Annotated in this window: 19 protein-coding genes; 12 read left to right on the top strand and 7 right to left on the bottom strand. The window is 67.7% G+C overall.

The genetic code is table 11. From position 1 onward, the window contains the following. Positions 1–26 precede the first annotated feature (26 nt). The 9 genes from ABD989_RS14765 (at position 27) to ABD989_RS14725 (ending at position 10,868) form a co-directional block, all read left to right on the top strand. On the top strand, positions 27–902 hold the full coding sequence (locus ABD989_RS14765) for a TetR family transcriptional regulator (protein ID WP_345314063.1): 876 nt from the start codon (positions 27–29) through the stop codon (positions 900–902). A gap of 169 nt (positions 903–1,071) precedes the next feature. Continuing rightward, on the top strand, positions 1,072–2,028 hold the full coding sequence (locus ABD989_RS14760; protein WP_345314062.1) for a cyclase family protein: 957 nt from the start codon (positions 1,072–1,074) through the stop codon (positions 2,026–2,028). After that, positions 2,025–3,686, top strand: coding sequence for an AMP-binding protein (locus tag ABD989_RS14755; protein ID WP_345314061.1), 1,662 nt, complete (start codon positions 2,025–2,027; stop codon positions 3,684–3,686). The genes ABD989_RS14760 and ABD989_RS14755 overlap by 4 nt, the downstream gene beginning before the upstream one ends. Before the next feature lie 300 nt (positions 3,687–3,986). Beyond that, the gene (gene groL / locus ABD989_RS14750) at positions 3,987–5,609 is read left to right on the top strand and encodes a chaperonin GroEL (RefSeq protein ID WP_246992540.1); all 1,623 of its coding nucleotides are present in this window, start codon (positions 3,987–3,989) and stop codon (positions 5,607–5,609) included. A gap of 145 nt (positions 5,610–5,754) precedes the next feature. Beyond that, a complete protein-coding gene (locus ABD989_RS14745; RefSeq protein WP_345314060.1) occupies positions 5,755–7,659 on the top strand; it encodes an ABC transporter ATP-binding protein in 1,905 nt (634 codons plus the stop codon). Positions 7,660–7,667: 8 nt separating this feature from the next. Beyond that, a complete protein-coding gene (locus ABD989_RS14740; protein ID WP_246992536.1) occupies positions 7,668–8,480 on the top strand; it encodes a tyrosine-protein phosphatase in 813 nt (270 codons plus the stop codon). Positions 8,481–8,506: 26 nt separating this feature from the next. Then, positions 8,507–8,950 (top strand): SRPBCC family protein, encoded by a 444-nt coding sequence (locus tag ABD989_RS14735; RefSeq protein ID WP_345314059.1) that lies wholly within the window; start codon positions 8,507–8,509, stop codon positions 8,948–8,950. Between the two features lie 148 nt (positions 8,951–9,098). Next, positions 9,099–10,052: a polyphosphate kinase 2 gene (gene ppk2 / locus ABD989_RS14730; RefSeq protein ID WP_246992532.1), complete on the top strand. Its 954-nt coding sequence runs from the start codon at positions 9,099–9,101 to the stop codon at positions 10,050–10,052. Between the two features lie 9 nt (positions 10,053–10,061). Beyond that, positions 10,062–10,868, top strand: coding sequence for a hypothetical protein (locus tag ABD989_RS14725; RefSeq protein WP_345314058.1), 807 nt, complete (start codon positions 10,062–10,064; stop codon positions 10,866–10,868). A gap of 71 nt (positions 10,869–10,939) precedes the next feature. Here ABD989_RS14725 and ABD989_RS14720 read toward each other — a convergent pair whose 3' ends face one another. The 4 genes from ABD989_RS14720 to ABD989_RS14705 are packed head-to-tail and all read right to left on the bottom strand — an operon-like array spanning position 10,940 to position 16,316. Further along, on the bottom strand, positions 10,940–12,976 hold the full coding sequence (locus ABD989_RS14720; protein ID WP_345314057.1) for a prolyl oligopeptidase family serine peptidase: 2,037 nt from the start codon (positions 12,974–12,976) through the stop codon (positions 10,940–10,942). A 35-nt stretch (positions 12,977–13,011) separates the two neighbouring features. Continuing rightward, on the bottom strand, positions 13,012–14,244 hold the full coding sequence (locus tag ABD989_RS14715; RefSeq protein ID WP_345314056.1) for an oxidoreductase: 1,233 nt from the start codon (positions 14,242–14,244) through the stop codon (positions 13,012–13,014). A 59-nt stretch (positions 14,245–14,303) separates the two neighbouring features. Continuing rightward, positions 14,304–14,879: a TetR/AcrR family transcriptional regulator gene (locus ABD989_RS14710; protein WP_246992524.1), complete on the bottom strand. Its 576-nt coding sequence runs from the start codon at positions 14,877–14,879 to the stop codon at positions 14,304–14,306. A 33-nt stretch (positions 14,880–14,912) separates the two neighbouring features. Beyond that, on the bottom strand, positions 14,913–16,316 hold the full coding sequence (locus tag ABD989_RS14705; protein ID WP_246992523.1) for an MFS transporter: 1,404 nt from the start codon (positions 16,314–16,316) through the stop codon (positions 14,913–14,915). A 284-nt stretch (positions 16,317–16,600) separates the two neighbouring features. Between ABD989_RS14705 and lpdA the strand changes: the two genes are divergently transcribed. After that, entirely contained in the window at positions 16,601–17,986 is a 1,386-nt protein-coding gene (gene lpdA / locus ABD989_RS14700; protein WP_345314055.1) for a dihydrolipoyl dehydrogenase, read from the top strand. A 79-nt stretch (positions 17,987–18,065) separates the two neighbouring features. Here lpdA and ABD989_RS14695 read toward each other — a convergent pair whose 3' ends face one another. Beyond that, positions 18,066–19,364, bottom strand: coding sequence for a threonine/serine exporter family protein (locus ABD989_RS14695; protein WP_345314054.1), 1,299 nt, complete (start codon positions 19,362–19,364; stop codon positions 18,066–18,068). Between the two features lie 246 nt (positions 19,365–19,610). Further along, positions 19,611–20,729, bottom strand: a complete 1,119-nt coding sequence (locus ABD989_RS14690) for a linear amide C-N hydrolase (protein ID WP_345314053.1) — start codon at positions 20,727–20,729, stop codon at positions 19,611–19,613. 75 nt (positions 20,730–20,804) lie between these two features. Here ABD989_RS14690 and ABD989_RS14685 point away from each other — a divergent pair, with 75 nt between their 5' ends. Next, positions 20,805–21,206 (top strand): DNA glycosylase family protein, encoded by a 402-nt coding sequence (locus ABD989_RS14685; RefSeq protein WP_345314052.1) that lies wholly within the window; start codon positions 20,805–20,807, stop codon positions 21,204–21,206. Positions 21,207–21,330: 124 nt separating this feature from the next. On the opposite strand, the gene ABD989_RS14680 is transcribed toward ABD989_RS14685, so the two are convergent. Continuing rightward, the gene (locus ABD989_RS14680) at positions 21,331–22,722 is read right to left on the bottom strand and encodes an IS1380 family transposase (protein ID WP_345314051.1); all 1,392 of its coding nucleotides are present in this window, start codon (positions 22,720–22,722) and stop codon (positions 21,331–21,333) included. 48 nt (positions 22,723–22,770) lie between these two features. On the opposite strand from ABD989_RS14680, the gene ABD989_RS14675 reads away from it, so the two are divergent. Beyond that, complete coding sequence (locus tag ABD989_RS14675; protein ID WP_345314100.1) at positions 22,771–23,907, top strand: carotenoid oxygenase family protein; 1,137 nt, start codon at positions 22,771–22,773, stop codon at positions 23,905–23,907. The last annotated feature ends 164 nt before the right edge of the window (positions 23,908–24,071 follow it).

Genomic DNA, 24,071 nt, shown 5'->3' with positions numbered 1-24,071 from the left:
GCGGGCCGCCCGGTAGCCTGTTCAGTATGGCTGAACAGGTCGACGAGGCGGTCGGCGAGGCGGTGCGTGCGCTGCGCGGTCGGCGGGGGATCACCCTGCGCGAGCTCGCGGCGCGGTTGGCGGTGAGCCCGGGGACCGTGAGCGCGATCGAGAACGGCAAAGTGGGGCTCACCGTGGCGCGTCTGCACCAGGTAGCCCTCGCTCTCGGCGTGGAGCCGGCGAGCCTGCTGCGGCCCGCGCCGAGCGGGCCGAGCGGTGTGCCGAGCGGTGTGCGGGGCGACGCGGTGCCGACGCCGACGGCCGTCGACGCCGAGTGGGCGGTCTTCGAGGAGCTGTCCCTGGATCCGGTGCTGACCGCGGCGGTGCAGGTCTTCGCCGAGACCGGCTATCACGGCGCCACCATGCGGGTGGTCGCCGCGGAGGCCGACCTCTCGGTGGCCGGCGTCTACCGTTATCACCGCAGTAAGCAGCACCTTTTGGTGGCATTGGCGGACGTTCAGCTCGGCGATCTCGGCTGGCGCGTGGAGGCCGCCGCGGCGCAGGCCGCCGACCCCGCGGGTGCGTTCGCCGACATGGTGCGCGCGGTGGTGCTGGCGCAGGTGCATCGCCGCGATCTGTCGTTCATCGTCGAGACCGAACTGCGCAGTCTGCAGGAGCCGGACCGTTCGCGGATCGTCGCGCTGCGCGCCGATGTGGAGCGCGCGATGATCGACGCGGCCGTCGCCGCCGCGGCCGCCGGACTGTTCAGCGCGCCTGATCCGGCGGCCGGGGCGCAGGCGGTGCTGTCGCTGTGCCGGGCGGTCGTACTGCGGTTGGACGGCGGCGAGCTCCCCGATCCGCCCGCTCTCGCCGCCGAGTACGCGGGCCTGGCGCTGGCCATGCTGGGCAGCCGTGTTCAGTAATACTGAACCTACTGCTCGTCGGCGGCGGCGGGGAATCCGCCCTGGTCGGGCAACTTTCCGAAGGTGCTTGACGAATCGGCGCGGTCGTGTGATCCTCATCTCGTCGACTGGAGTAAACGTTCGTTCCGGTCGGTTGCGATCCTCACCTCGACTCGGAAGGCGCCTGAACATGACCGAAGTACCTGAACTCACCGAACTGCTTGCCGACTCGCCCACCAACTGGGGCAAGTGGGGTCCGGACGACGAGGTGGGCAGCCTCAACTACCTGACCGCCGAGCAGGTTCTGCGCGGCGCCGCGCTGATCCAGCGCGGCGAACTGTTCACGCTGCAGCGGCTGATCGGCGACCCCAAGGGCGACCCGGTGTGGCCCGGTCGCTCGCCGGCCACCAAGGAGATGGTCTGGGACGAGTCCGACTGGGATGAGGGCGGCGACGGTCCGCAGTTCCCGGGCGGCCTGCACTACGCCGACGACAAGCTCGAAGCCTTCCTGCAGGGCTCCACCCAGTACGACGCCCTCGGCCACGTCTGGTACGACGGCCAGATCTGGAACGGCTACGACGCCCGCACCACCGTCGGCGGCCTGTCCAAGGCCAGCGTCGAGCCCATCGCCCAGCGCGGCGTGGCCGGTCGCGCGGTCCTCCTGGACCTCGCCCGCTGGCGCGGCGTCGAGGCGCTCGGCGCCCGCGAAGCCTTCAACCACGAAGACCTGCAGGCGTGTGCCGCCGCGCAGGGCGTGGAGCTGCGTCCGCGCGACATCCTGATCCTGCGCACCAACCACCTGGAACTCTTCTTCCAGGACGAGACCGCCTTCTACGCCGACTTCGGCGAGCCGGGTCTGGTCTACTCGCCCGAGCTGGTGCAGTGGTTCGCCGACATGGAGATCCCGAACCTGGTGACCGACACCATCGCCAACGAGGTCACCTACGACCCGGAGAGCGGTGCCGCGCTGGTGCTGCACAACGCCCTGATGCGCAACCTCGGTGTCGCCTTCACCGAGATCTGCGACGTCGAGAAGCTGGCCGCCGACTGCGCGGCCGACGGCGTCTACGAGTTCTTCTACGTGGCCGCCCCTCTCAAGATCCACGGCGCCAGCGGCTCCCCGGTGAACCCGGTCGTGATCAAGTGACCTACGCAGATCGGCCGTGGCTGGCGCGGTACCCCGACGGGCAGCCCGCCGACATCGAGCCCGAGTTCGACTCCGGTCTGGCGGTCTTCGACGCGGCCGTGGCGGCCGCGCCGGACGCCGAGTTCCTGCAGTACTTCGGCACCTCGCAGACCTTCTCCGACGTCGATCGGGCCGCGCGCGCCCTGGCATCGGCGCTGGCCGAACGTGGTTTCGGCCGCGGCGACCGACTGGCGCTGTACGTGCAGAACAACCCGGCCTTCATCATCGGCATGGTCGCCGCGTGGCGCCTCGGCGGCGTCGCCGTGGCGATCAACCCGATGAACAAGGAACGCGAGCTCACGTACCTGCTGAAGGACTCCGGCGCTACCGCTCTGCTGGCCCTCGACGAGCTGTACGCGCAGGTCGGCAAGCCGGTGATCGACTCCGGTCAGACGCAGGTCGCCACGGTGATCACCTGCTCGGCGCTCGACATGCAGGACCGGGCCGACGCACGCCTGTTCGCCGACACCGAGCGGGTGCGGACCGATCCCGCGCTCGATCTGGTCGAGCTGATCGCCGCCGGGGGCGGCGACGACCTGCCGGATCCGGGCCTGGGGCCCGACGATCTGGCGGTCCTGGCCTACACCTCCGGCACCACCGGCGACCCGAAGGGGGCGATGAACACCCACGGGAACTTCTCCTTCAACGCGCAGACGTACCGGGAGTGGACCGGGCTGCAGGCCGGCGAGGGCATCCTCGGTATCGCGCCGCTGTTCCACATCACCGGCCTGGTGGGTCACATCATGGCGGCCATGCTGGTCCGGTCGCCGCTGGTGCTGTCGCACCGGTTCGAGCCGTCGGTGATGCTCGACGCCATCCGCGAGTACCGCCCGGTCTTCACCATCGGTGCGATCACCGCGCTCAGCGCGTTGGCCGCGGCACCGGGGGCCACCAAGGACGACCTGTCGAGCCTGCGGGTCCTGTACTCCGGCGGCGCGCCCATCGCGCCGTCGGTGGGCGACCGGCTGGAGGGGCTCTACGGCGCCTACATCCACAACATCTACGGCCTCACCGAGACCAACTCGCCCTCGCACGCGGTCCCCCGCGGCGTGCGGGCGCCGGTGGACCCGGAGTCGGGCGCGCTGTCGGTGGGAGTGCCGGTGTTCAACACGGTGGTCCGCGTGGTCGGCGCCGACGGCAAGGACGTGGCGGTCGGCGAAGTCGGCGAGTTCGTCACCGTCGGCCCGCAGGTGGTGCCCGGCTATTGGAACAAGCCGGAGGCCACGGCGTCGTCGATCCCCGACGGTGCGCTGCACACCGGTGACGTCGGTTTCATGGATGAAGACGGCTGGTACTACGTCGTCGACCGCAAGAAGGACATGATCAACGCCTCCGGCTACAAGGTGTGGCCGCGGGAGGTGGAGGACGTCCTCTACACCCATCCGGCGGTGCGTGAAGCGGCCGTCGTCGGGGTGCCCGACGAGTACCGCGGCGAGACGGTCAAGGCCTTCGTCTCGCTGCAGCCCGGCGCCGCACTGACTCCTGACGAACTCATCGCGTTCGCCAAGGAGCAGATGGCGGCCTACAAGTACCCGCGCTCGGTCGAGATCGTCGACGAGCTGCCCAAGACGGTGACCGGCAAGATTCTTCGCCGGGAACTGCGCGACGCCGTGAGCTGAATCCCCCCCTGCAGCTCACGGTGGCGCGACGCGGCCCTCTCTCACATTCCCCCCCGAGAGAGGGACGACGCGGCCCCTCTCCTCATCCCCCCCGAGGAGAGGGGCCGCACCCGTCTGCACGTCGTCGTGCACCTTGCACTCGCCCTCTTCGAGTGCTAAAAAAGGGGTTGGCACTCGCGGTGTGCGAGTGCCAGGTCGGGACGGTGAGATCGGTCCAACAGACACCCCGGTCGTCCGTCGCGGGCACCGAGTCCGGCCAGAGAACCAAGTGTCGCCCCCCACACGGAGGATCACTGAACTATGGCCAAGCAGATTGCTTTCGATGAAGAGGCTCGTCGCGGCCTCGAGCGGGGTCTGAACGTCCTCGCTGACACCGTCAAGGTGACGCTGGGACCCAAGGGTCGCAACGTCGTCCTGGAGAAGAAGTGGGGCGCCCCCACGATCACCAACGATGGCGTGTCCATCGCCAAGGAGATCGAGCTGGAGGACCCCTACGAGAAGATCGGCGCTGAGCTGGTCAAGGAAGTCGCCAAGAAGACCGACGACGTCGCGGGCGACGGCACCACCACCGCCACCGTGCTGGCGCAGGCGCTGGTCCGCGAGGGCCTGCGCAACGTTGCTGCCGGCTCCAACCCGATGGGCCTCAAGCGCGGCATCGAGAAGGCCGTCGAGGCCGTCTCCGCGTCGCTGCTCGACTCCGCCAAGGAGGTTGAGACCAAGGAGCAGATCGCGTCGACCGCAGGCATCTCCGCCGGCGACCAGAGCATCGGCGACCTGATCGCCGAGGCCATGGACAAGGTCGGCAACGAGGGTGTCATCACCGTCGAGGAGTCGAACACCTTCGGCCTGCAGCTCGAGCTCACCGAGGGCATGCGCTTCGACAAGGGCTACATCTCCGGTTACTTCGTCACCGACGTCGACCGCCAGGAGACCGTCCTCGAAGATCCGTACATCCTGACCTACTCGGGCAAGATCTCGACCGTCAAGGATCTCCTTCCCCTGCTGGAGAAGGTCATCCAGGCCGGTAAGACCCTGCTGATCATCGCCGAGGACGTCGAGGGCGAAGCCCTGTCGACCCTCGTGGTGAACAAGCTGCGTGGCACCTTCAAGTCCGTCGCCGTCAAGGCCCCGGGCTTCGGCGACCGCCGCAAGGCCATGCTGGCCGACATCGCCATCCTCACCGGTGGCGAGGTCATCAGCGAAGAGGTCGGCCTGAGCCTGGAGACCGCCGGTCTCGAGTCGCTCGGTACCGCTCGCAAGGTGGTCGTCACCAAGGACGAGACCACCATCGTCGACGGTGCCGGTGACAACGAGCAGATCGCCGGCCGCGTGGCCCAGATCCGCAACGAGATCGAGAACAGCGACAGCGACTACGACCGCGAGAAGCTGCAGGAACGTCTGGCCAAGCTGGCCGGCGGCGTCGCAGTGATCAAGGCCGGCGCTGCCACCGAGGTGGAGCTCAAGGAGCGCAAGCACCGCATCGAAGATGCCGTGCGCAACGCCAAGGCTGCCGTCGAAGAGGGCATCGTCGCCGGCGGTGGCGCTGCTCTGTTGCAGTCCGAGGGCGCCATCGAGGGTCTTGACCTCGAGGGTGACGAGGCCACCGGCGCCAGCATCGTTGCTGCCGCGCTGTCGGCACCGGCTCGACAGATCGCCATCAACGCGGGCCTGGAGCCCGGCGTCGTCGCCGACCGGATCCGCAACGCGGACAAGGGCACCGGCCTCAATGCTGCCACCGGCGTGTACGAGGATCTCCTCGCGGCCGGCATCAACGACCCGGTGAAGGTCACCCGCTCGGCGCTGCAGAACGCTGCGTCGATCGCGGCGCTGTTCCTCACCACCGAGGCCGTCGTCGCCGACAAGCCCGAGAAGAACCCCCCGGCCATGCCGGGTGGCGACGAGATGGGCGGCATGGGCTTCTGATCTGATCAGAACCCGCTGCACCACGCAGTCTGACGAAGGCCGGTCACCCGCACGGGTGGCCGGCCTTCGGCGTGCACCGAAGAACCACGCCGAACACGATGGCAACGCCGGCTGCGGCGAAAAGAAGAAAGCCTAGGGTGAACCGATGAGCATGGATGCGGTCGCGTGGGAGGTTCTGCACAAGTCGATGCGGACCCCGGGGAAGCGCTCGGGAAAACACGAACGACGGGCCACACTGCGCCGGATCGCCGGTTTCGCGCGCCCGCATCGGCGCCGCATCCTGCTGTTCCTCGGGCTGTCGATCGTCACCGCGGTGCTGACGGTGATCACCCCGCTGCTGGCCGGTCGCGTGGTGAACCTGATCAACTCGGTCAGCCCGGACGCCGGCCGCGAGATCGTGGTGCTGGCCGTCCTCATCGCGGTGATCGCGCTGGCCGAGGCGGTGGTGGGGATCGCGACCCGCTGGTTCTCGTCGAACCTCGGTGAGGGTCTGATCTACGACCTGCGCCGCGCCGTCTTCGACCACGTGCAGCGCATGCCGGTCGCGTTCTTCACCCGCACCCGGACCGGCGCTCTGGTGAGCCGACTCAACAACGACGTCATCGGCGCCCAGCGCGCCTTCAGCGACACCCTCTCCGGCGTGGTGTCGAACATCGTGACGCTGGCCCTGACCCTGGGCGTCATGTTCGTGCTCAGCTGGCAGATCACGCTCCTGGCCTTGATCCTGCTGCCGCTGTTCGTGCTGCCGGCCCGCCGTATCGGGCGCCGGGTGGCGATCCTCGCGCGGCAGGGTGCCGACTACAACGCGCGGATGTCGACGCAGATGACCGAGCGCTTCTCCGCACCCGGCGCCACTCTGGTGAAGCTGTTCGGCCGCCCGGACACGGAGTCGGCCGAGTTCGCCGAGCGGGCCGACGCGGTCCGCGACATCGGGGTGCGCCGCGCCATGCTGCAGACCTACTTCTTCACCGCGCTCATCCTGGTGTCGTCGTTGGCGTTGGCGCTGGTCTACGGACTCGGCGGCTGGCTGGCGGTGCACCAGCACCTGTCCGCCGGCGCGGTGGTCTCGCTGGCCTTGCTGCTGACGCGGATGTACGCGCCGCTCACCGCGCTCGCCAACGCCCGCGTGGAAGTGATGAGCGCACTCGTCAGTTTCGAGCGCGTCTTCGAGGTACTCGACCTGAAGCCGCTCATCGCCGACCGCCCCGGCGCCGGCGCGGTGCCGCACACCGAGTCCGGCGTCAGCGTGCGGTTCGACGACGTCACCTTCGCCTACCCGTCCGCCGACAAGGTCTCGCTGGCCTCGTTGGAGGAGGTGGCCCAGCTCGACAGCCGCGGCGGCGAGACCATCCTGCACGACGTCGACCTCGACGTGCCGGCCGGTTCCATGGTGGCGCTCGTCGGCAGTTCCGGCGCGGGCAAGTCGACGATCGCCTCACTGGCCACCCGCCTGTACGACGTCGACTCCGGTGCCGTCCTGCTCAACGACGTCGACGTGCGGGATCTGACCGCCGAATCGGTGCATCGCACGGTGGGCCTGGTGACCCAGGACGGGCACCTGTTCCACGACACGGTGCGGGCCAATCTGGTGCTCGCCGATCCGACGGCCACCGACGACGACCTGTGGGCCGCGCTGCGTCGTGCCCGCCTGGAGGATCTGGTGCGCGAGTTGCCCGCCCAGCTCGACACCGTGGTCGGGGAGCGCGGCTACCGCCTCTCCGGCGGCGAACGACAGCGTCTCACCATCGCGCGGATGCTGCTGGCCAAACCGGCCGTCGTGATCCTCGACGAGGCCACCGCGCACCTGGACTCCACCTCCGAGGCGGCGGTCGCCGAAGCACTGTCCGAGGCGCTGGTGGGCCGGACGTCGTTGGTGATCGCGCACCGGCTGTCCACTATCCGGGCGGCCGATCAGATCGTGGTGCTCGAGGGCGGGCGCGTCGTCGAACGCGGCGATCATGCGGCGCTGCTGGCCGCCGACGGACGGTACGCGGAGCTGTACCGGACGCAGTTCGCGACGGCGTCGGCGGCGGGACCGAACACGGCATAATGGACGCCATGACCCAGGTTTCCGCGCTGCCCGCGACCAGTCCCATTCCGGCTCTCCCGAATCTCCGCGACCTCGGCGGCTGGTCGGCGCACGACGGTCGCACCGTGGTGACGCAGCGGCTCTACCGCTCCACCGATCTGCGCAGCGTGATCACGACGGCCGCTGACGTGCTCGCGCCGCTGGCGTTGCGCACCATCTACGACCTGCGCTCGGCGGCCGAGCGGACCGCGCTGCCCGACCCGACGCTGCCCGGCGTCACCGATGTCCCGCTCGACGTGCTGGCCGACGCCGCCCAGGCCATCCCCGGCAATCTCGACAAGGTTCTCGAGGATCCGACGCTCCTCGGTGAGCTCACCTCCTCGATGGAGGGCAAGGCCGGCGACTACATCGCGCAGACCTACCGGGACTTCCTCACCATGGACAGCGCGAACGCCGCCTACCGTCGCTTCTACCTCGGGCTGCTCGGCGAGGACTCCGGCCCGGCGCTGTTCCACTGCACCACCGGCAAGGACCGCACCGGCTGGGCCGCAGCGAGCTTCCTGAGCCTGATGGGCGTCGACCGCGACGACGTCTACACCGACTACCTGGCCACCAACGATCGCCTGCTGCCGTCGCTGGCGCCGCTGTTCGACAAGTTTGCCGCGGCCGGCGGCGACCCGGAGGTGCTGCGCCCGGTGCTCGGGGTGCAGAAGTCGTATCTCGACGCGGCTTTCGCGTCGTTGGACAGCGAATACGGCGACGTCGCCACCTACTTCAGCAAGGGTCTCGGAATCGACGCGGCGGCGCAGGAGCAGTTGCGTCAGCGATACCTGGTCGGCTGATCCAGAGCGCGGGGTAGGTTCTTTCCATGGCTGTCTCTGTTTCCAATGAATTCGATATCAAGGCACCCGCTTCGGTGGTGCTCGACGTCCTCAAGGACATTCCCGCGCTCCCGGACTGGTCCAGTGCGCACAAGTCGGCCGAGGTGCTCAGCACCCACGAGGACGGCACCCCGGATCGGGTCAAGGTCTCGGTCGGCATGATCGGCATCAACGACACCCAGGAACTGGCCTACACCTGGGCCGACGACCTGTGCGCGTGGGAGCTGATCGACAGCTCGCAGCTGGCCATGCAGAGCGGCAGCTACAAGATCACCGCCACCGGGCCGGACTCCTGCCACGTGCGTTTCGATCTGTCGATCGACCTCAAGATCAAGCTTCCCGGACTGCTGGTGAAGAAGGGGCAGAAGGCTGCCGCCGACACCGCGAAGAAGGGCCTCACCGCCGAATCCGAGCGTCGCGCCAAGGCCTGACCTCTCCACAGATCTCTCGAGTTGAAAGGGCGACGCCGGTGCGGCGTCGCCCTTTCTGCGTCTCTGCGCGTCGATCGCGCATTGTGATGCGTGACGGCTATCCGCCCTGTCTGCGAACGGGCGGGCGTCCGCGCGATACGCTGGTCTCGTGGATGATTACCTCTCGCTCGAAAACTTCGAAATCGGTGAAGACCTGAGCAAGGTCTCCGGTCGCAAGGCGCTGCAGAGCGTCGTCGATCTGCACGACACCAGTGGTTTCATCGTGGTCGACGATGACGACGACGACCCGATTCTGCTGACGCTGCCGCAGCGCAACGTGGTGGACACGTGGCGCGAGGACTATCCGTACGACGATCGGATGGACCGCGGACACTACGAGTCGGAGAAGCGCCGCCTCCAGGTGGAGCTGCTGAAGCTGCAGAAGTGGTCCAAGCAGAACGGCATCCGCCACCTGATGGTCTTCGAGGGCCGGGACGCCGCGGGCAAGGGCGGCACCATCAAGCGCTTCAACGAACACCTCAATCCCCGCGGTGCGCGCACCGTCGCGCTGGAGAAGCCGACCGAGCGCGAGGCCACCGAATGGTACTTCCAGCGCTACGTGCAGCACCTGCCCGCCGCCGGTGAGATGGTCTTCTTCGACCGCTCCTGGTACAACCGCGCAGGCGTGGAGCGGGTGATGAGTTTCTGCACGCCCGACCAGTACACCCAGTTCCTGGAGCAGGCGCCGGCCTTCGAGAAGATGCTGGTCGACGACGGCATCAACCTGGTGAAGTTCTGGTTCTCGGTGACCCCGCTGGAGCAGCGCACCCGGTTCGCGATCCGCCAGATCGACCCGGTCCGCCAGTGGAAGCTGTCGCCGATGGACCTGGCGTCGCTGGACCGCTGGGCGTCGTACACCGACGCCAAGGAGAACATGTTCGCCCAGACCGACACCGACTGGGCGCCGTGGACCGTGGTCAAGAGCAACGACAAGAAGCGCGCACGCCTCAACGCGATGCGCCATGTGCTGAGCCTGCACGAGTACGACGGCAAGGACCACGAGCTGGTCGGCGAGCCCGACCCGGCGATCGTGGCCCGTGCTCGCGACACCATCGGTGAGTGATCGGCGCACGTGCGTTCTCTCCTGACCGGGCTGTTCCTCGTCCTCGCCGCGGCGGGCATGATCGTCGCGGTGCCCAGCACGTGGGTGGCCTCGCACGTCGTCTCGGCCGACGGCTTCGCTGACGCGGCCGCGGAGGCCGCGAGTAAACCGGTGGTGCAGGAGTTCTTCGCCGCCAAGATCGCCGAGGAGGTGGCGCAGTCCACCGACATCCCGCTCGCGGGTGCGGCGGTGGCGCCGCTGGCGACGTCGTACACGCAGAGTCCGGCGTTCGTCGCGGACTTCACCGAGGTGGCGCGGCAGCAGCACCGGTGGCTGTTCACGCAGCCCGGGCCGGAGACCAGTCGTCACCAGATGGAACTGGACGTGACGCCGATGGTCAATCGGGTGCTCGAGCAGGCGCCCGTGCCGATCGAGATCGACCGGAAGATCACCGTCCCTGTCGACCAGACGCGGCTGACCGCCGGTTCGATGGAAGGCGTCGGGTCGGCGCTCACGGTGACGGCGTGGATCTCGGTGATCGCCGGGGTGATCGCCGCACTGGCCGCCCTGATCTTCGGCCGCAACCGGGCGGCTGTGCTGTCCTGGCTGGGTGTCGGCGCGGTCTTGGCCGGCGGTGCCGGAGCGGCGCTCGCCGCCTACCTGCGCACCAAGGCGGCCGAGAGCGCCACCGGTGACCTCAGCACCCAGCAGACGGTGGAGGCGGTGGCCGACGACGTGCTCGCCGGCCTGACCAGCACCTCGTGGATCGTTGCCGGGGTCGGTCTCGCGGTGGCCGTCGTCGGCGCCGGCGCCGCACTTTTCCTGAACCGCCGCTAGCTCCCCCGCACCGGCGGCCCGCGAACGGGTGGGACCGCCGCCTGTGCGACGCGGGCGGTCGGGGTCGACGGTCAGTCGCCGGCGCGACCCACGGTGCGCCACAGGAATTCGTAGGCGAGGGCCGACTTGAACGCCGCCTGTGCGTTGTCCGACGCGCCGCCGTGTCCGCCTTCGATGTTCTCGTAGTACTGCACCGGGTGGCCGTACTCCTCCATCCGCGCCACGAACTTCCGCGCGTGCCCGGGGTGCACGCGGTCGTCGCGGGTCGAGGTGGTCATCAGCAGCTGCGGGTACTGCGCGTCGGCGGTCAGCCGCTGGTACGGCGAGTACTTGCTGATGTACGCCCACTCGTCGGGGTCGTCCGGGTCGCCGTACTCGGCCATCCACGACGCGCCGGCCAGCAGCAGGTGGTAGCGCTGCATGTCGAGCAGCGGCACCTGGCAGACCAGGGCGCCGAACAGTTCCGGGTAGGTCGTCGCCATCACGCCCATCAGCAGGCCGCCGTTGGAACCGCCCTGTGCCGCAAGCTGATCCGTGGTGGTGAGGCCGCGGCTCACCAGGTCGCGGGCCACCGCGGCGAAGTCCTCGTACACCAAATGGCGACCGGACTTCTGTGCCTGCGTGTGCCAGGTGGGGCCGTACTCGCCGCCGCCGCGGATGTTGGCGATCACGTAGATCCCGCCGCGGGCGATCCAGCTGCGTCCGGCGATCGCCGAGTAGCCCGGCGTCATCGAGTTCTCGAAGCCGCCGTAGCCGTACAGCAGGGTGGGGCCGGTGGCGACGTCGTCCCGCTTCACCACGAAGTACGGGACGGCGGTGCCGTCGTCCGACGTCGCGAAGAACTGGTGGGTGGTGACGCCGTCGGCGTCGAAGAACTCCGGCGTCGACTTCAGGACGCTCACGCCGCTCGTCGCGTCACCGAGGAGCAGGCTCGGGCTCTGCGTGAAAGAGCTTGCGCTGAACCAGATCTCGTCGCTGTGGTCGGCGTCGGTGCCGATCACCGAGAGCGTCGCCAGCTCCGGCAGGCCGGTGCTGGGCGCGGGCTGCCAGTCGCCGAGGGTGCGCACGTCCACGCGGGTGGCGACGTCGTGCAGCGTCACCAGCACCAGGCGCGACTGCGTGTACGAGTAGTCCTGCAGGCTGGTGTGCGCGTCGGGCAGGAACAGTGCGGTGTGGGCGCGCTCGCCGGCGAGGTAGGCCGGGTAGTCGAAGACCAGCAGCGAACCGGCCGGGCGGAGCACACCGTTCACCTCCCAGTCCGACCGCGGCATCACCATCAGGTAGTCGTGCCGCACCGAGAAGTGGGCGTCGGTGGGCACGTCGATGAGGACCGGCTCGCCGTCGACCAGCTGGTAGCTGAGCGAGTTGAAGAAGTCGGTGGAGCGGGACACGTAGTGCCGCTCGTAGCCGGGGGTGTGGTCGTACGACGCTCCGGCCGCCACATCGGTCACCTCGCCGGCGAACACCGTCGGGGCGTCGGCCAGCGCGGTGCCCCGCACCCAGCGGCGGGCGGTGCGCGGGTAGCCCGACGTGGTGAGAGCGGGCTCGCCGTCCTCGGTCTCGGCGAAGTCGGTGCCGACGTACACGGTGTCGGCGTCGATCCAGCCGATGTCCGACTTGGCCTCCGGGAGGGTGAAGCCGCCGTCCTCCGGTGCGACCCAATCCCGTTGCGCCACATCGAATTCGCGGACCACGGAGGCGTCGGCGCCGCCGCGGGACAGCGACACCAGGCCGCGGTCGTACTCGGGGTAGCGCAGGGCCACGCCGGCCCACACCCAGTTCTCGTCCTCGGCCGCGGTGAGCGCGTCGACGTCGATCAACACGTCCCACTCGGGGCTGTCGGTGCGGTACGACTCCAGGGTGGTCCGCCGCCACACGCCCTTGGGGTTGCCGGCATCGCGCCAGAAGTTGTAGAGGAACTCGCCGCGACGTCGGACGTACGGGATCTTGTCATCGGTGTCGAGCACCTCGAGGGCGCCGGAGCGCAGGTCCTCGAACCGGGCCGACGACGTCAGGTCCGCGACGGTCGGTTCGTTGTGCGCGCGCACCCATTCGAGGGCCTCGTCGCCGGTGACGTCTTCCAGCCAGAGATACGGATCGGTAGCCATGGAGCCAGGCTATCGGTCACCGGCGACGGCGGTCCTCAGGCCAGCGGGTCGGGGACCTCGCCGGTGCGGATCGGGCAGCGGGTGCTCGAGTAGATGGTCGGCATGCACAGGTTGCAGTGCACGCAGCGCGACTGCGTGGCCGGATCGGCCTCGATGCGGGTCGGCAGGTCGGGCTCGCGCAGCAGTGCGCGGCCCATCGCGACGAAGTCGAAGCCCTCGCGCATCGCCAGGTCCATGCTCTCGCGGTCGGTGATGCCGCCCAGCAGGATCACCGGCAGCTTGACCGCCTTGCGCAGCTCCTTGGCCAGCGGCAGGAGGTAGGCGTCGTGGTACGGGTACGCCTTGAGGAACACCGGGCCGCCGATCTTGAGGCCGGTGCGCATCACGCCCTGGAAGGCGTCGGCGAACTCGGCGCGCGGCGCATCGCCGTGGAAGAGGTACATCGGGTTCAGCAGCGAGCTGCCCGCGGTCGGCTCGATGGCGTCGAGGAAGCCGTCGGACTCGAACAGGCGGGCCGTCTCGCAGGCCTCGTCGACGTTGAAACCGCGCCACGGCTTGGGGCCGCGCCCAGGGCCGGGCTTGCCGACACCGTCGTACATGTTGAGCTTGGCCCAGACGGCCACGTCGGAACCGACGGCGTTGCGCACGGTCTCCAGCACCTCGCGGGCCAGGCGGGCGCGGTTCACCAGGGAGCCGCCGTACTGGTCGCGGCGGTGGTTCAGCAGCGGTGACAGGAACGAGCTGATCAGGTAGTTGTGGCCGCAGTGGATCTCGAGGGCGTCGAAGCCGGAGTCGACGGCGATCTTGGCGGCGGTGGCGAACTTCTCCAGCAGCGCGGGCATCTCGTCGACGGTGACCTTCTTCGTCAGCGACATGCCCATCGGTGCGGGAATCGCGGTGGGGCCCAACGCCTTCGCGCCGTTGGACACCGAGTTGGCCACCGCGCCGGCGTGCCCGAGCTGGGCCGCGGCGAGCGCGCCCTCACCGTGGATCGCGTCGGTGAGGCGACGCAGGCCGTGCACCGCTTCCGGGCGCATCCAGATCTGGTGACGGTCGGTGCGGCCCTCCGGGGAGATGGCGCAGTAGGCGACGGTGCTGATCGCGACGCCGCCGGCGGCGTGCTCGCGGTGGAACTCGATCAGTTCGTCGGTGACGACGGCGTCCGGCGTCATGCCCTCGAAGGTGGCGCACTTGATGAGGCGGTTGCGCAGCTGCAGCGGGCCGAGGGTGGCCGGCGCGAACGGATCGATCGGCGGGGTGGTGGTCATGAGGTGATGTGTCCTTGGGCTGTAGACGAAACGGTGGACGGGCTGTCGATGCGGAAGAACTAGGTGGCGGGCGTGCCGGCGAGACCGGCGACCAGGAAGGCCCGCAGTGCGGCGGCGGCCGCCGGGGGTAGCGGGTGACCGCCGCCGACCTGGGTCAGCAGGGCGGAGAATGCGAAGCGGCAGCGGTAGCGGGCCGTCGTCTCGTCGAGCTCCGGGCGGGCGCGCTGCAGGGCCCGCACCCACGCGGTGAGGTCGAACCAGGTGCTCTGCCACCGCACGTTCGGGTGGCTCAGCACGAAGCGCGCCAGCAACGACAGGCGCAGGGTGCCCACCGGGTCGGCGAGCAGCTCGTCCATCGGTGCCCAGAGGGCGTCGACCAGTGCGGTCACCGTCGCCGGCTGCTGGTCGATCCGGTCGAGGCCGGCGGCCCACACCGGCGCGAGCCGGGTCTCGAGGAGTGCGGCGACGAGCTGTTCTTTGGATCCGAAGTGATAGTGCACCGCGGCCGGATTGGCCTGCGAGTGCGCGCAGATGCTCCGGACGGACACCGCGTCGTAGTCGTACTGCAGCAGCAGTTCCTCCGCGGCGTCGAGGAGCCGTTCGCGCGTGCTCGCGCGGGAGATGCTCTCGGCCATGCCGGTAATTCAAACACGAAAACTCACAACGTTTCAATCACTGATTGAAATCGCCTGGCGCGAGGGTGCGACCGGCTCGGTCTGGTCCATCGCCTGCCCGGGGACCTCGGTGCCGCGCAGCGAGCAGCCGGCGGTCTCGCGCAGGAAGGCCAGCGCCACCATGCCGATCGCACAGGCGCCCATCAGGTAGACGGCGGGGAAGAGGTTCCACCCGGTGGCGCTCACCACGGCCTCGTTGACCAGCGGTGCGGTGCCGCCGAAGAGGGCGGTGGAGAGGTTGTACGAGATCGCGAACCCGGCGTAGCGCACGTGCGTGGGAAACATGGCCGGGAACGTCGCCGAGATGGTGGCGAGCTGCGGGAGGTACAGCACGCCGAGCACCACGAAGCCGATAATCGCCCAGCCGAAGCCCTGGCCCATCAGCCAGTACATCGGCAACGACAGCGCGAACAGGCCGATCAACGACACCCACCACATCGGCTTGCGGCCGGTGCGGTCGGACCAGCGGCCGAACAGCGGGATCAGGCACATCATGGCGACCTGGCCGACGAGGACCACGGTGGAGCCGTCGTCCTCGGACAGTCCGATGGTGTTCTTCAAGTACTCGGGCTGGAAGGCCAGCAGCGTGTAGTTGGCCACGTTCAGCGCCACCACCATGCCGAACATGATCAAGATCGGCTGCCAGTAGTCGACGACCGTCTGGCGGAGCTTGGTCCACATCGGGACGTCGACCGCCTCGGACCCGTGTTCCTCGAGCTCGGTGAAGACCGGGGAGTCCTCCAGCTGCGAGCGCAGGTACAGGCCCACCAGGCCGAGCGGCAGGGCGAGCAGGAACGGCAGGCGCCAGCCCCAGGTGGCCATCTGGTCGTCGGACAGACCGAGGTTCAGCAGCAGCACCAGCGCGGTGCCCGACGCGAAGCCGGCGAGCGTGCCGAACTCCAGGAAGCTGCCGTACCGTCCGCGCTTGTCGTCCGGCGAGTACTCGGCCATGAACGTCGCGGCGCCGCCGTACTCGCCGCCGGTGGAGAAGCCCTGCACCACGCGCAGCGCGATCAGCAGGATCGGCGCCCACACGCCGGCCACCGCGTGCGTCGGCAGCGCGCCGATGAGGGCGGTGGACACCGAGATCAACAGGATGGTGAGGGCCAGGACGTGTTTGCGGCCCACGCGGTCGCCGATCGGGCCCCAGACGAATCCGCCGAGGGGGCGCAACACGAACGACACGGCGAAGCCCAGCATCACGCCGAGCGTGCCCATGGCGCCGGGGAAGAAGGCCTGCGTCAGATAGGTGATCGTGGCGGCGTAGACGCCGTAGTCGTACCACTCGGTGGCGTTGCCGATGGCCGACGCCGTGATCGCTTTGCGGATCACTTTCGGGGAGGGCGCAGCTAAGTCCTTCGGCAGACTCGGCAGGTCGCGGGTCGTCTCCGGCGTCATCTCAGGCTCCGTTCCTTCAGCCGTCGCGGGCAGGCGGACTGCTCGGGGTGACGGCGTCCTTCCCCCCGAACGGACTACACATAGAGCTGTACCCCGGACCGGCGCGGAGCAAACACTTTCGCCTCGTGGGCTCCTCTGGACACGCCCGGGAACTGCCGCGATGACCTGGCAGGACCGGCGATATCCGCGAATCGGACATGGGGTCGTCGAACGGACGTTCTTTGATCGAATGTGGCCGCATAGCGACCTGCGCGGCGACCGCCCCGGAGGCTAGGGTTGAAGCCGTGACTGAACACTTCGACACCGTCGTCCTTGGAGCAGGTCCTGGTGGGTACGTGGCCGCGATCCGGTCCGCCCAGCTCGGCATGAAGACCGCCGTCATCGAGGAGAAGTGGTGGGGAGGTGTCTGTCTCAACGTCGGCTGTATCCCGTCCAAAGCGCTGCTGCGCAATGCGGAACTGGCGCACGTCTTCAACCACGAAGCGAAGACCTTCGGCATGTCCGGTGAGGTGAGCTTCGACTTCGGCGTCGCCTTCGACCGGAGCCGCAAGGTGTCCGACGGCATCGTCAAGGGCGTCCACTTCCTGATGAAGAAGAACGCGATCACCGAGATCGACGGTTACGGCGTCTTCACCGATGCGAAGACCATCCGGGTCGGGGACCGCGTGATCACCTTCGACAACGTCATCATCGACACCGGCTCGCAGGTCCGCCTGCTGCCCGGTGTGGAGCTGTCGGAGAACGTCGTGACCTATGAGGAGCAGATCCTCACCCGCGACCTGCCCGGCTCCATCGTCATCGTCGGCGCCGGCGCCATCGGCATGGAGTTCGGCTACGTCCTGGCCAACTACGGCGTCGACGTCACCATCATCGAGTACCTGCCGCGCGTGCTGCCGAACGAGGACGCGGACGTCTCCAAGGAGATCGCGAAGGCCTACAAGAAGCTGGGCGTCAAGATCCTCACCGGCACCGCCGTGCAGTCGGTCGACGACCAGGGCTCGCAGGTCGTGGTCAGCTACACCGACGCCAAGGGCGCCGTGGCCAGCGTGACCGTCGACAAGGTCCTCATGTCGGTCGGCTTCGCCCCGCGCACCGAGGGCTTCGGCCTGGAGACCACCGGCGTGGAACTCACCGATCGCGGCGCCATCGCGATCGACGACCACATGCGCACCAACGTGTCCGGTATCTACGCCATCGGCGACGTCACCGCGAAGCTGATGCTGGCCCACGTCGCCGAGGCGCAGGGCATCGTGGCCGCCGAGACCATGGCCGGAGCGGAGACCATGACCCTGGGCGACTACCGGATGATGCCGCGCGCCACCTTCTGCCAGCCGCAGGTGGCCTCCTTCGGGCTCACCGAGGCACAGGCCAAGGACGAGGGCTACAACGTCACGGTCACCAAGTTCCCGTTCTCGGCCAACGGCAAGGCCCAGGGCCTGGCCGCCTCCGCGGGCTTCGCGAAGCTGGTCACCAACGCCGACACGGACGAACTGCTCGGCGGCCACCTCGTCGGCGACAACGTCTCGGAGATGCTGCCGGAGATGACCCTCGCGCAGAAGTGGGACCTGACCGCCAAGGAACTGGCGCGCAACGTCCACACCCACCCGACCATGAGCGAGGCGCTGCAGGAGACCTTCCACGGCGCCGTCGGGCACATGATCAACCTGTAGATCGCGCACACGAGTCCGCGAACGGCCCGGTCCTTCCCTGTGGAGGCCGGGCCGTTCGCTGATCAGGGGTGCGGACGACTCAGTCGCGGTCCCGGTGTCGAAGGTGCGTCCGTGCGGCGGTGAGCAGGACGGATCTGTCGAGTGCGTGCGGCCGTCGGGTGACCAACGGGGCGAGCACCGCGGCGATCATCATGCAGATCGCCATGCTGAGCAACGACAGTGCGGCATTGGTGCCGAGATCGCCGAGCGCCCGGTCCGAGGTGATGGCGCCGCTGACGGCGACGAAGCCCATAGAGCCGGGCACCATCAGCCAGAACGTCGGCATGAACATCACCAATGAACTGGGCCGGGATCGGGTGTGCGCATTGATGGCCCACGCGGTCAACAGTGCGACCCCGAGTGCGAGTCCGCCGGCGAAGGCGGGCAGCATCCACAATTCGAGCAGGCGGTTCAGCCAGAACGTGGCGATGATGAAGGCGATGGCCCACCCCCACAGGCGTTTGGGGGTGGAGAAGTACAGAAAGCTGCCGATTCCGAAGGTCGGGGCGGCCAGCAACAGTACCCAGGCCGGGGCCTTGTCGGTGGGCAGGTCCTGCAACTGGCTGGAACTGATACCCACGATGTCGATGGCCAATGCCAGCCCGAACGCCATCGACGCCAGCACCACCAGCGCTGAGATCAACCGGGTGGCTCCGGCGATCATGTCGCCGGAGGTCAACTCGATGAGCGACGTCGCCAGTGCGGCGCCGGGGATCAGCGTCACCACGGGAATCACGGCGAGCCGTGCGGAGTCCTCCAGTCCGCCGTGTACCGCCCACAGAGTGATGGCCAGCGCGGCGAGGAAGGTCAGCAGCACCGGCATCAGCGCCGCAAGGGTTCCTTTGATGCTGCTCCACATGGAGATGGCCGCGATCGGCAGCGAGACGGTGACGGCGGCGAGTGAGGCCGCGAAGCTCATTTGAAAGCAGAACGCGAAACCCAGCGCCATCATCAGGTAGCCCAGGAGTCGCAGCCAGAAGTTCACCGGCGCGGGGGAATCGGCGATGGCCGCGAGCCCGGCCAGCGCCTCGGGGATGGGAACATCGCCGACCCGCAGTCGGTCGACGAGGGCCTCGGTGTCGGCGATCTGGTCGAATCGATACATGGCGCCGGTGTTGGCCGCAGTCACCTGGCCGGTTTTCTTGTCGATCGCGATGATGTACGTCGCGAAGACTTCGGTTTCGATCGCGCCGTGGTAGGCGCGGCAGATGTCGTGAATCACCGCGTTGGTCAACGGGACCGGGTACGACGACCGATTCAAGGCCTCGCTGACGTGAGCGACGAGTGTCAGCAGTTCGTCGGGTTCGACAGTCGTCCGCCCGGCGGAATCGCCAGCCATGTGCGGGTGTCCTCCGTGGTGGTTGGGTGCACGGGAAGCGGTCGACCCGCTCCCCGCTGCCTCCACACTTACCCGGCGCGGCCACCGTTCGTGCGATTCGGAGTGCGCTTGGCAACGATTGGTGTACCGGTGACACGTTTGAGCCCTGACGGCCGCCGCGCCTCCGTGGCGCGACAGGAGACCTCCCGCGGCGCCACGGAGCCGTGAGATACCTCCGGTCGGGGCATTCGCCGTCGTTCGCGCCGACTATTCGGCGTCGACGAAGTGGGCGAGTTCCTTCTGCACCAGCGCCTGCACCTTCTGGACCTCGGCTTCGGCGCTCTTGGCCTTGTCGACCTGCCCGAGGGCCTTGGCGACCACCTCGCCGATCAGTTTGGCCTGCTCGATCGAGACGATGTGGAACCGGTGGTGCTTGCGGAAATGCTTGTGCACCTCGCCGGCGATGCCGCCTTCGAGTGCGAGGTCGCTGAGCAGGTCGAGCTTGGTCTCGCCGGAGCCCTCGGCGAAGTCCAGATCCTTGAGATCCACCCACACCAGGTTCGGCTGGGTGGTCGATTCGAAAGCGTACCGGAGGTTGGTCAGGTCGATGACCACCTGCCACAGCGTCTGCGAGGCGTCCGGCTTGCCCGGCTCCGGGTTGCGGAAGGGCTGTGCGGCGTTGGCGAGGATGCTGCGCATCGCGGCCATCGCCTGTACCTGCGAGGTGGGCGTCGGCTGATCGTTGATGTAGTACAGCGCGCGGGCGAACCGGTCGGCGGCCAGGCAGGTGCCGGGCAGCGGGTCGCTGCCGCCCAGGCCCTCGTACTTCTTCACCAGCTCGAGCTGCTGGTCGTAGGTGGGCGAATTGGTCATCACCAGGTAGTCGCGGCTGTGGTAGATCTTCAGCTCGCCGTCGACGTACTCGAAGACGGCCGAGTCGCCGCTGGCATCGTCGAGCGCCAGGTGCAGCGCCGGGCTGCTCTTGCCGGTCGGGTCGGCCATCGGCACCACCTGCGGCTGATGCTTCTCCGACCAGGCCACGGCCTCGCCGACGGTCGCGAAATTGTCCAGGTAGTACTGCAGCCACACCGACATGGCGAGCGCGGGACGCGACTCGTCGACGGTGCCGTACTCCGATTCGGCCAGCCACAGGATGTGCCCGGCGAGGCCCTTCTCGTTGAGTCCGTCGGTGGAGAGGATGTCGTAGACGCCGGCGATCACGCTGCCGTACTTCGCGGTCCAGGTGAGTTTGCCGTCGACGCGGTCATCGCGCTTGATCCCGCGCGGGAGCTTCCAGAGGTTGGTGTGCAGGTCTTGATGGAAATCCATATTGCGGCCGACGATGACCGATCCGTTGGCGTCGGGCCAAAGCACACGGGTGCACATGGAGAACTCGCTTTCACGCGGGATAGGTGCTGCGGGAGAGATCGAACGGTGTGATTTTCTCATAGAATCGCCCATATGGAACGACGTTGGCGGCCGCCCGAACCGCTCGACGTCGACGCGACCCTGCGGGTGCACCGGCACGGCGGTCGCGACCCCGCCTACCGTCGTGCGCCGGACGGTTCGGTGTGGCGCGCGAGCTACACGCCGGACGGGCCGGGCACCGTCACCGTGGTGATGCGGGCGGGCGAGGTGGCGGCACGGGCATGGGGTCCGGGTGCGGGGTGGCTGCTCGACCGGTTTCCCGATTCCCTCGGGGCACAGGATGATCCGGACTCGTTGCCGATCGACACCCCGGTGTTGGCGCAGCTCGCGGCCCGCGCCCGCGGACTGCGCATCGGCCGCAGCGACCGCGTGTGGGAAGCCCTAGCCTCGATCTTTCATCGGGGTGATGTCCTGGCCTGTGCGGTTTCGGATTGAGGGCTGCGCGGCAGAGTATGCCTGTCGGGTACGACAAGGCGGCCGAGCGTCGGATACGTCCGGGTTTCACATCACCGGAAGGGCAGGTTCTTTCATCTCGTGAGGTGCGGTCTCGGCTGCCGGGTCAGCCGGGTGCCGGGTAGGCGGTCAGGTGCTCGAGACCGGCGGCGAGCAGGCCACTCCACGGGTGTTGTTGGTCGTAGCGAAGCCGGAGTTGTCGGGCGTGACGGGCGAGGCGGGCTGCGGTGGAGAAGAGTCGCGTGCGCAGCTTCTTGGGTTCCCAGACACGGGCGGAGGTACCGGCCAATGCCAGCATCTGCGTCCAGGCGAGCAGATCGCACGCCAACTCGACCAGGGCGAGCCAGATCTGATTCTGAGCGAACCCTTTGAGCGGAAAGTTGGTCAGGCCAGTATCTTTCGCGATCCGAATACGGTCCTCGCAGCGGGCTCGCCGTCGGTGCCGGGCTTCGAGGTCGGCGAGTTGACCGCCGGTGGTGTTGGTGGCGAAGGCGATCAAGCGCCATCCATTGCGGTCGGTGATCCGCAGTTGGGCGCCCGGGTGCGGTTTCTCGCGGCGGACGATGACGCGCATCCCGGCCGGCCACCCTGTCAGGTCCAGGACGCCGGTCAGTTCGGCGACGTCAGCGTTCTGGCGGGGTTCACCGTCGGGGTCGTAGGCCGGGGTCCATGCCTTCTTCGGCAGGGTGTCGATGAGGTGACCCATGGCCTCGTTCAACGGAAAGCCGACCGAATAGGACAGGCGTCGACGGGCAAGGAAGTCGACGAAGTCGTGGGTGCCGCCGGCCGAGTCGGTGCGGATCAGGATCGAGCGGCCCGGCCGAGACCCGACGTCGGGGACCTGGTCGAGGATCTTCTTCGTCACTTCGATGTGGTCGGCGGCAGTGTTGGAGCCGGCGTTGCCGGGCCGCAGGATCGCCGCGGCGGCCTCACCGGTCCCTTCTGGCCCATGGTCGATGAACGCCATCAACGGGTGAAATCCGAAGCCCCGCTTATAGGTTGGCTTAGCCTGCTCCTTCTCCGAATGGGCGGTCACCAACGTCGCATCGATGTCGATGATCAACGGCTTCTTCGCCGACCGACCGTGCCCGGGTGCATCGTCGGCGGCCAGGGACCACACTCGATCCCGGGCAGTGGCGCGAGCGGCCCGGATCGCCTGCACGGCCCGCTCAGGACCGGTGGCCAGGGTGGCAATCAGTCGCGAGACTGTCGGATCGGAAGCCACCGGGCCGAACACCTCGGAACGGCCGCGGACCATGCTGATGTCGGCCAGGCAATCACCGCCGACGATCAGGCTCGTGGCCAGGTCGAGCAGGATCTTCGCCGGATCGTGTGTGGCCAGGGGTTTACGCCACGGCGTCAGTTCCGTCCGTAGTGCGTCGGCGAGGCCGGACACCTCGGCGGTCCGGGTGGCCAGGACGGTGCCGCCGTGGCTGATGATCCCGCCACCATCGGCAGTGGCCTGAATCTGCGGGTAGAAAACGGTAGAGTTCTTCACCAGAAAGGTGCTCCTCGCTCTGCTTGTAATTGATGTGTCGCAACAACAATTATTGCAGGTCAGAGCACCTTTCTTCAGAGAATCGGCAGGTCAAGCGAATTCAGCGATGAAAGCCCGAGGTTAACACCGGTCGATACCATTCCCCTGTACCGTTCCGCTTCCCATTGTCCTGATGAGATCACCCTCCGGCTGACTGGCCAAGTTCCCAACGGATTGCGCGGCACCTTGTTTAGAAACGGTCCCGCAGATTTTGACGCCGGCGGCTTTTACGCCGCGCACCCGTTCGATGGCGACGGCCTAATGGCTAAGTTCACTATTGCCGATGGTCAGGTCCGTTTTCAGTCCCGATATGTCGATACTCCAAAGCGACGCCAGGAGCTACGCGGAAATGGCTCCAGAGTTCGAGGAGTCTACACACAGGCGGCTAAACTCTGGAACAATATCGGCCGACTTCCAGCCGACACTGCCAACACTCACGCCGTCATGCACGCAGATCGCCTCCTTGCCCTCAGCGACGCAGGACGGCCATGGGAGATCGACCCAAGAGACCTCACCACGATAGGTCCCTGCGACTTCAATGGCGCTCTTCCGCGCTTTTCGCGATTCTCGCCCCATCCGCGCATTGATCCCGAGACCGGGGAACTCTTCAACTTCGGCCTGGATATCTCAACCACGGGCAACAAAGTACTACCCGGCGCTGTCTTGCGTTGCTTCCGCGTATCTCCCGACGGAAGGATGGATCAGATCGCTAAGGTCGCACTGAATCACCTATACATTCAGCACGACTTCGCCATTACCCCCAACTATCTTGTTTTTGCCTTGGCACCCATTACCGCCGACCCACTGGAAAGCGTTCTTGCCGGATTGGGGCTACGCCCGATCGGTGACGCAGCCGATTACCGCCCCGAACAAGGAATGACGATCGTGCTAGTGCCGCGCCATGGAGGGCCTCATCGAATTGTGGAATGCGATCCACTCGTGTATGTGCATGTTGACAACGCGCACGAAGACCGCGGCGACATAGTCCTGGATATTATCCGACATGATTCCTTCGAATTTATCACAACGAATCTGAAGGGATTCCGCACGGAAGTCCCCACTCTCGGCTGGCCAACCCGATTGCGTATCACTGCTGCAGGTGGGCGGTGTCAAATCGGCTCTTCGGATCTAAGAGTGCGTAGGTGAGGTTCGGGACGAGCGCGGGCGACCACAAGATGTAGGCGGGCCCTGGGTGTGATCATGGAAGTTCCTCAACAACCCCGACGCACACCACAGGACCCATGGCTGAGCTTACTTCCGATGTTGCCGACACGATCTGCCGAACCGTCGAGTTGGGCGTGACGATCACC

Source organism: Gordonia alkaliphila (genome assembly GCF_039542465.1).
GTDB lineage: Bacteria > Actinomycetota > Actinomycetes > Mycobacteriales > Mycobacteriaceae > Gordonia > Gordonia alkaliphila.
This window is presented reverse-complemented; position numbering and strand designations above follow the sequence as displayed.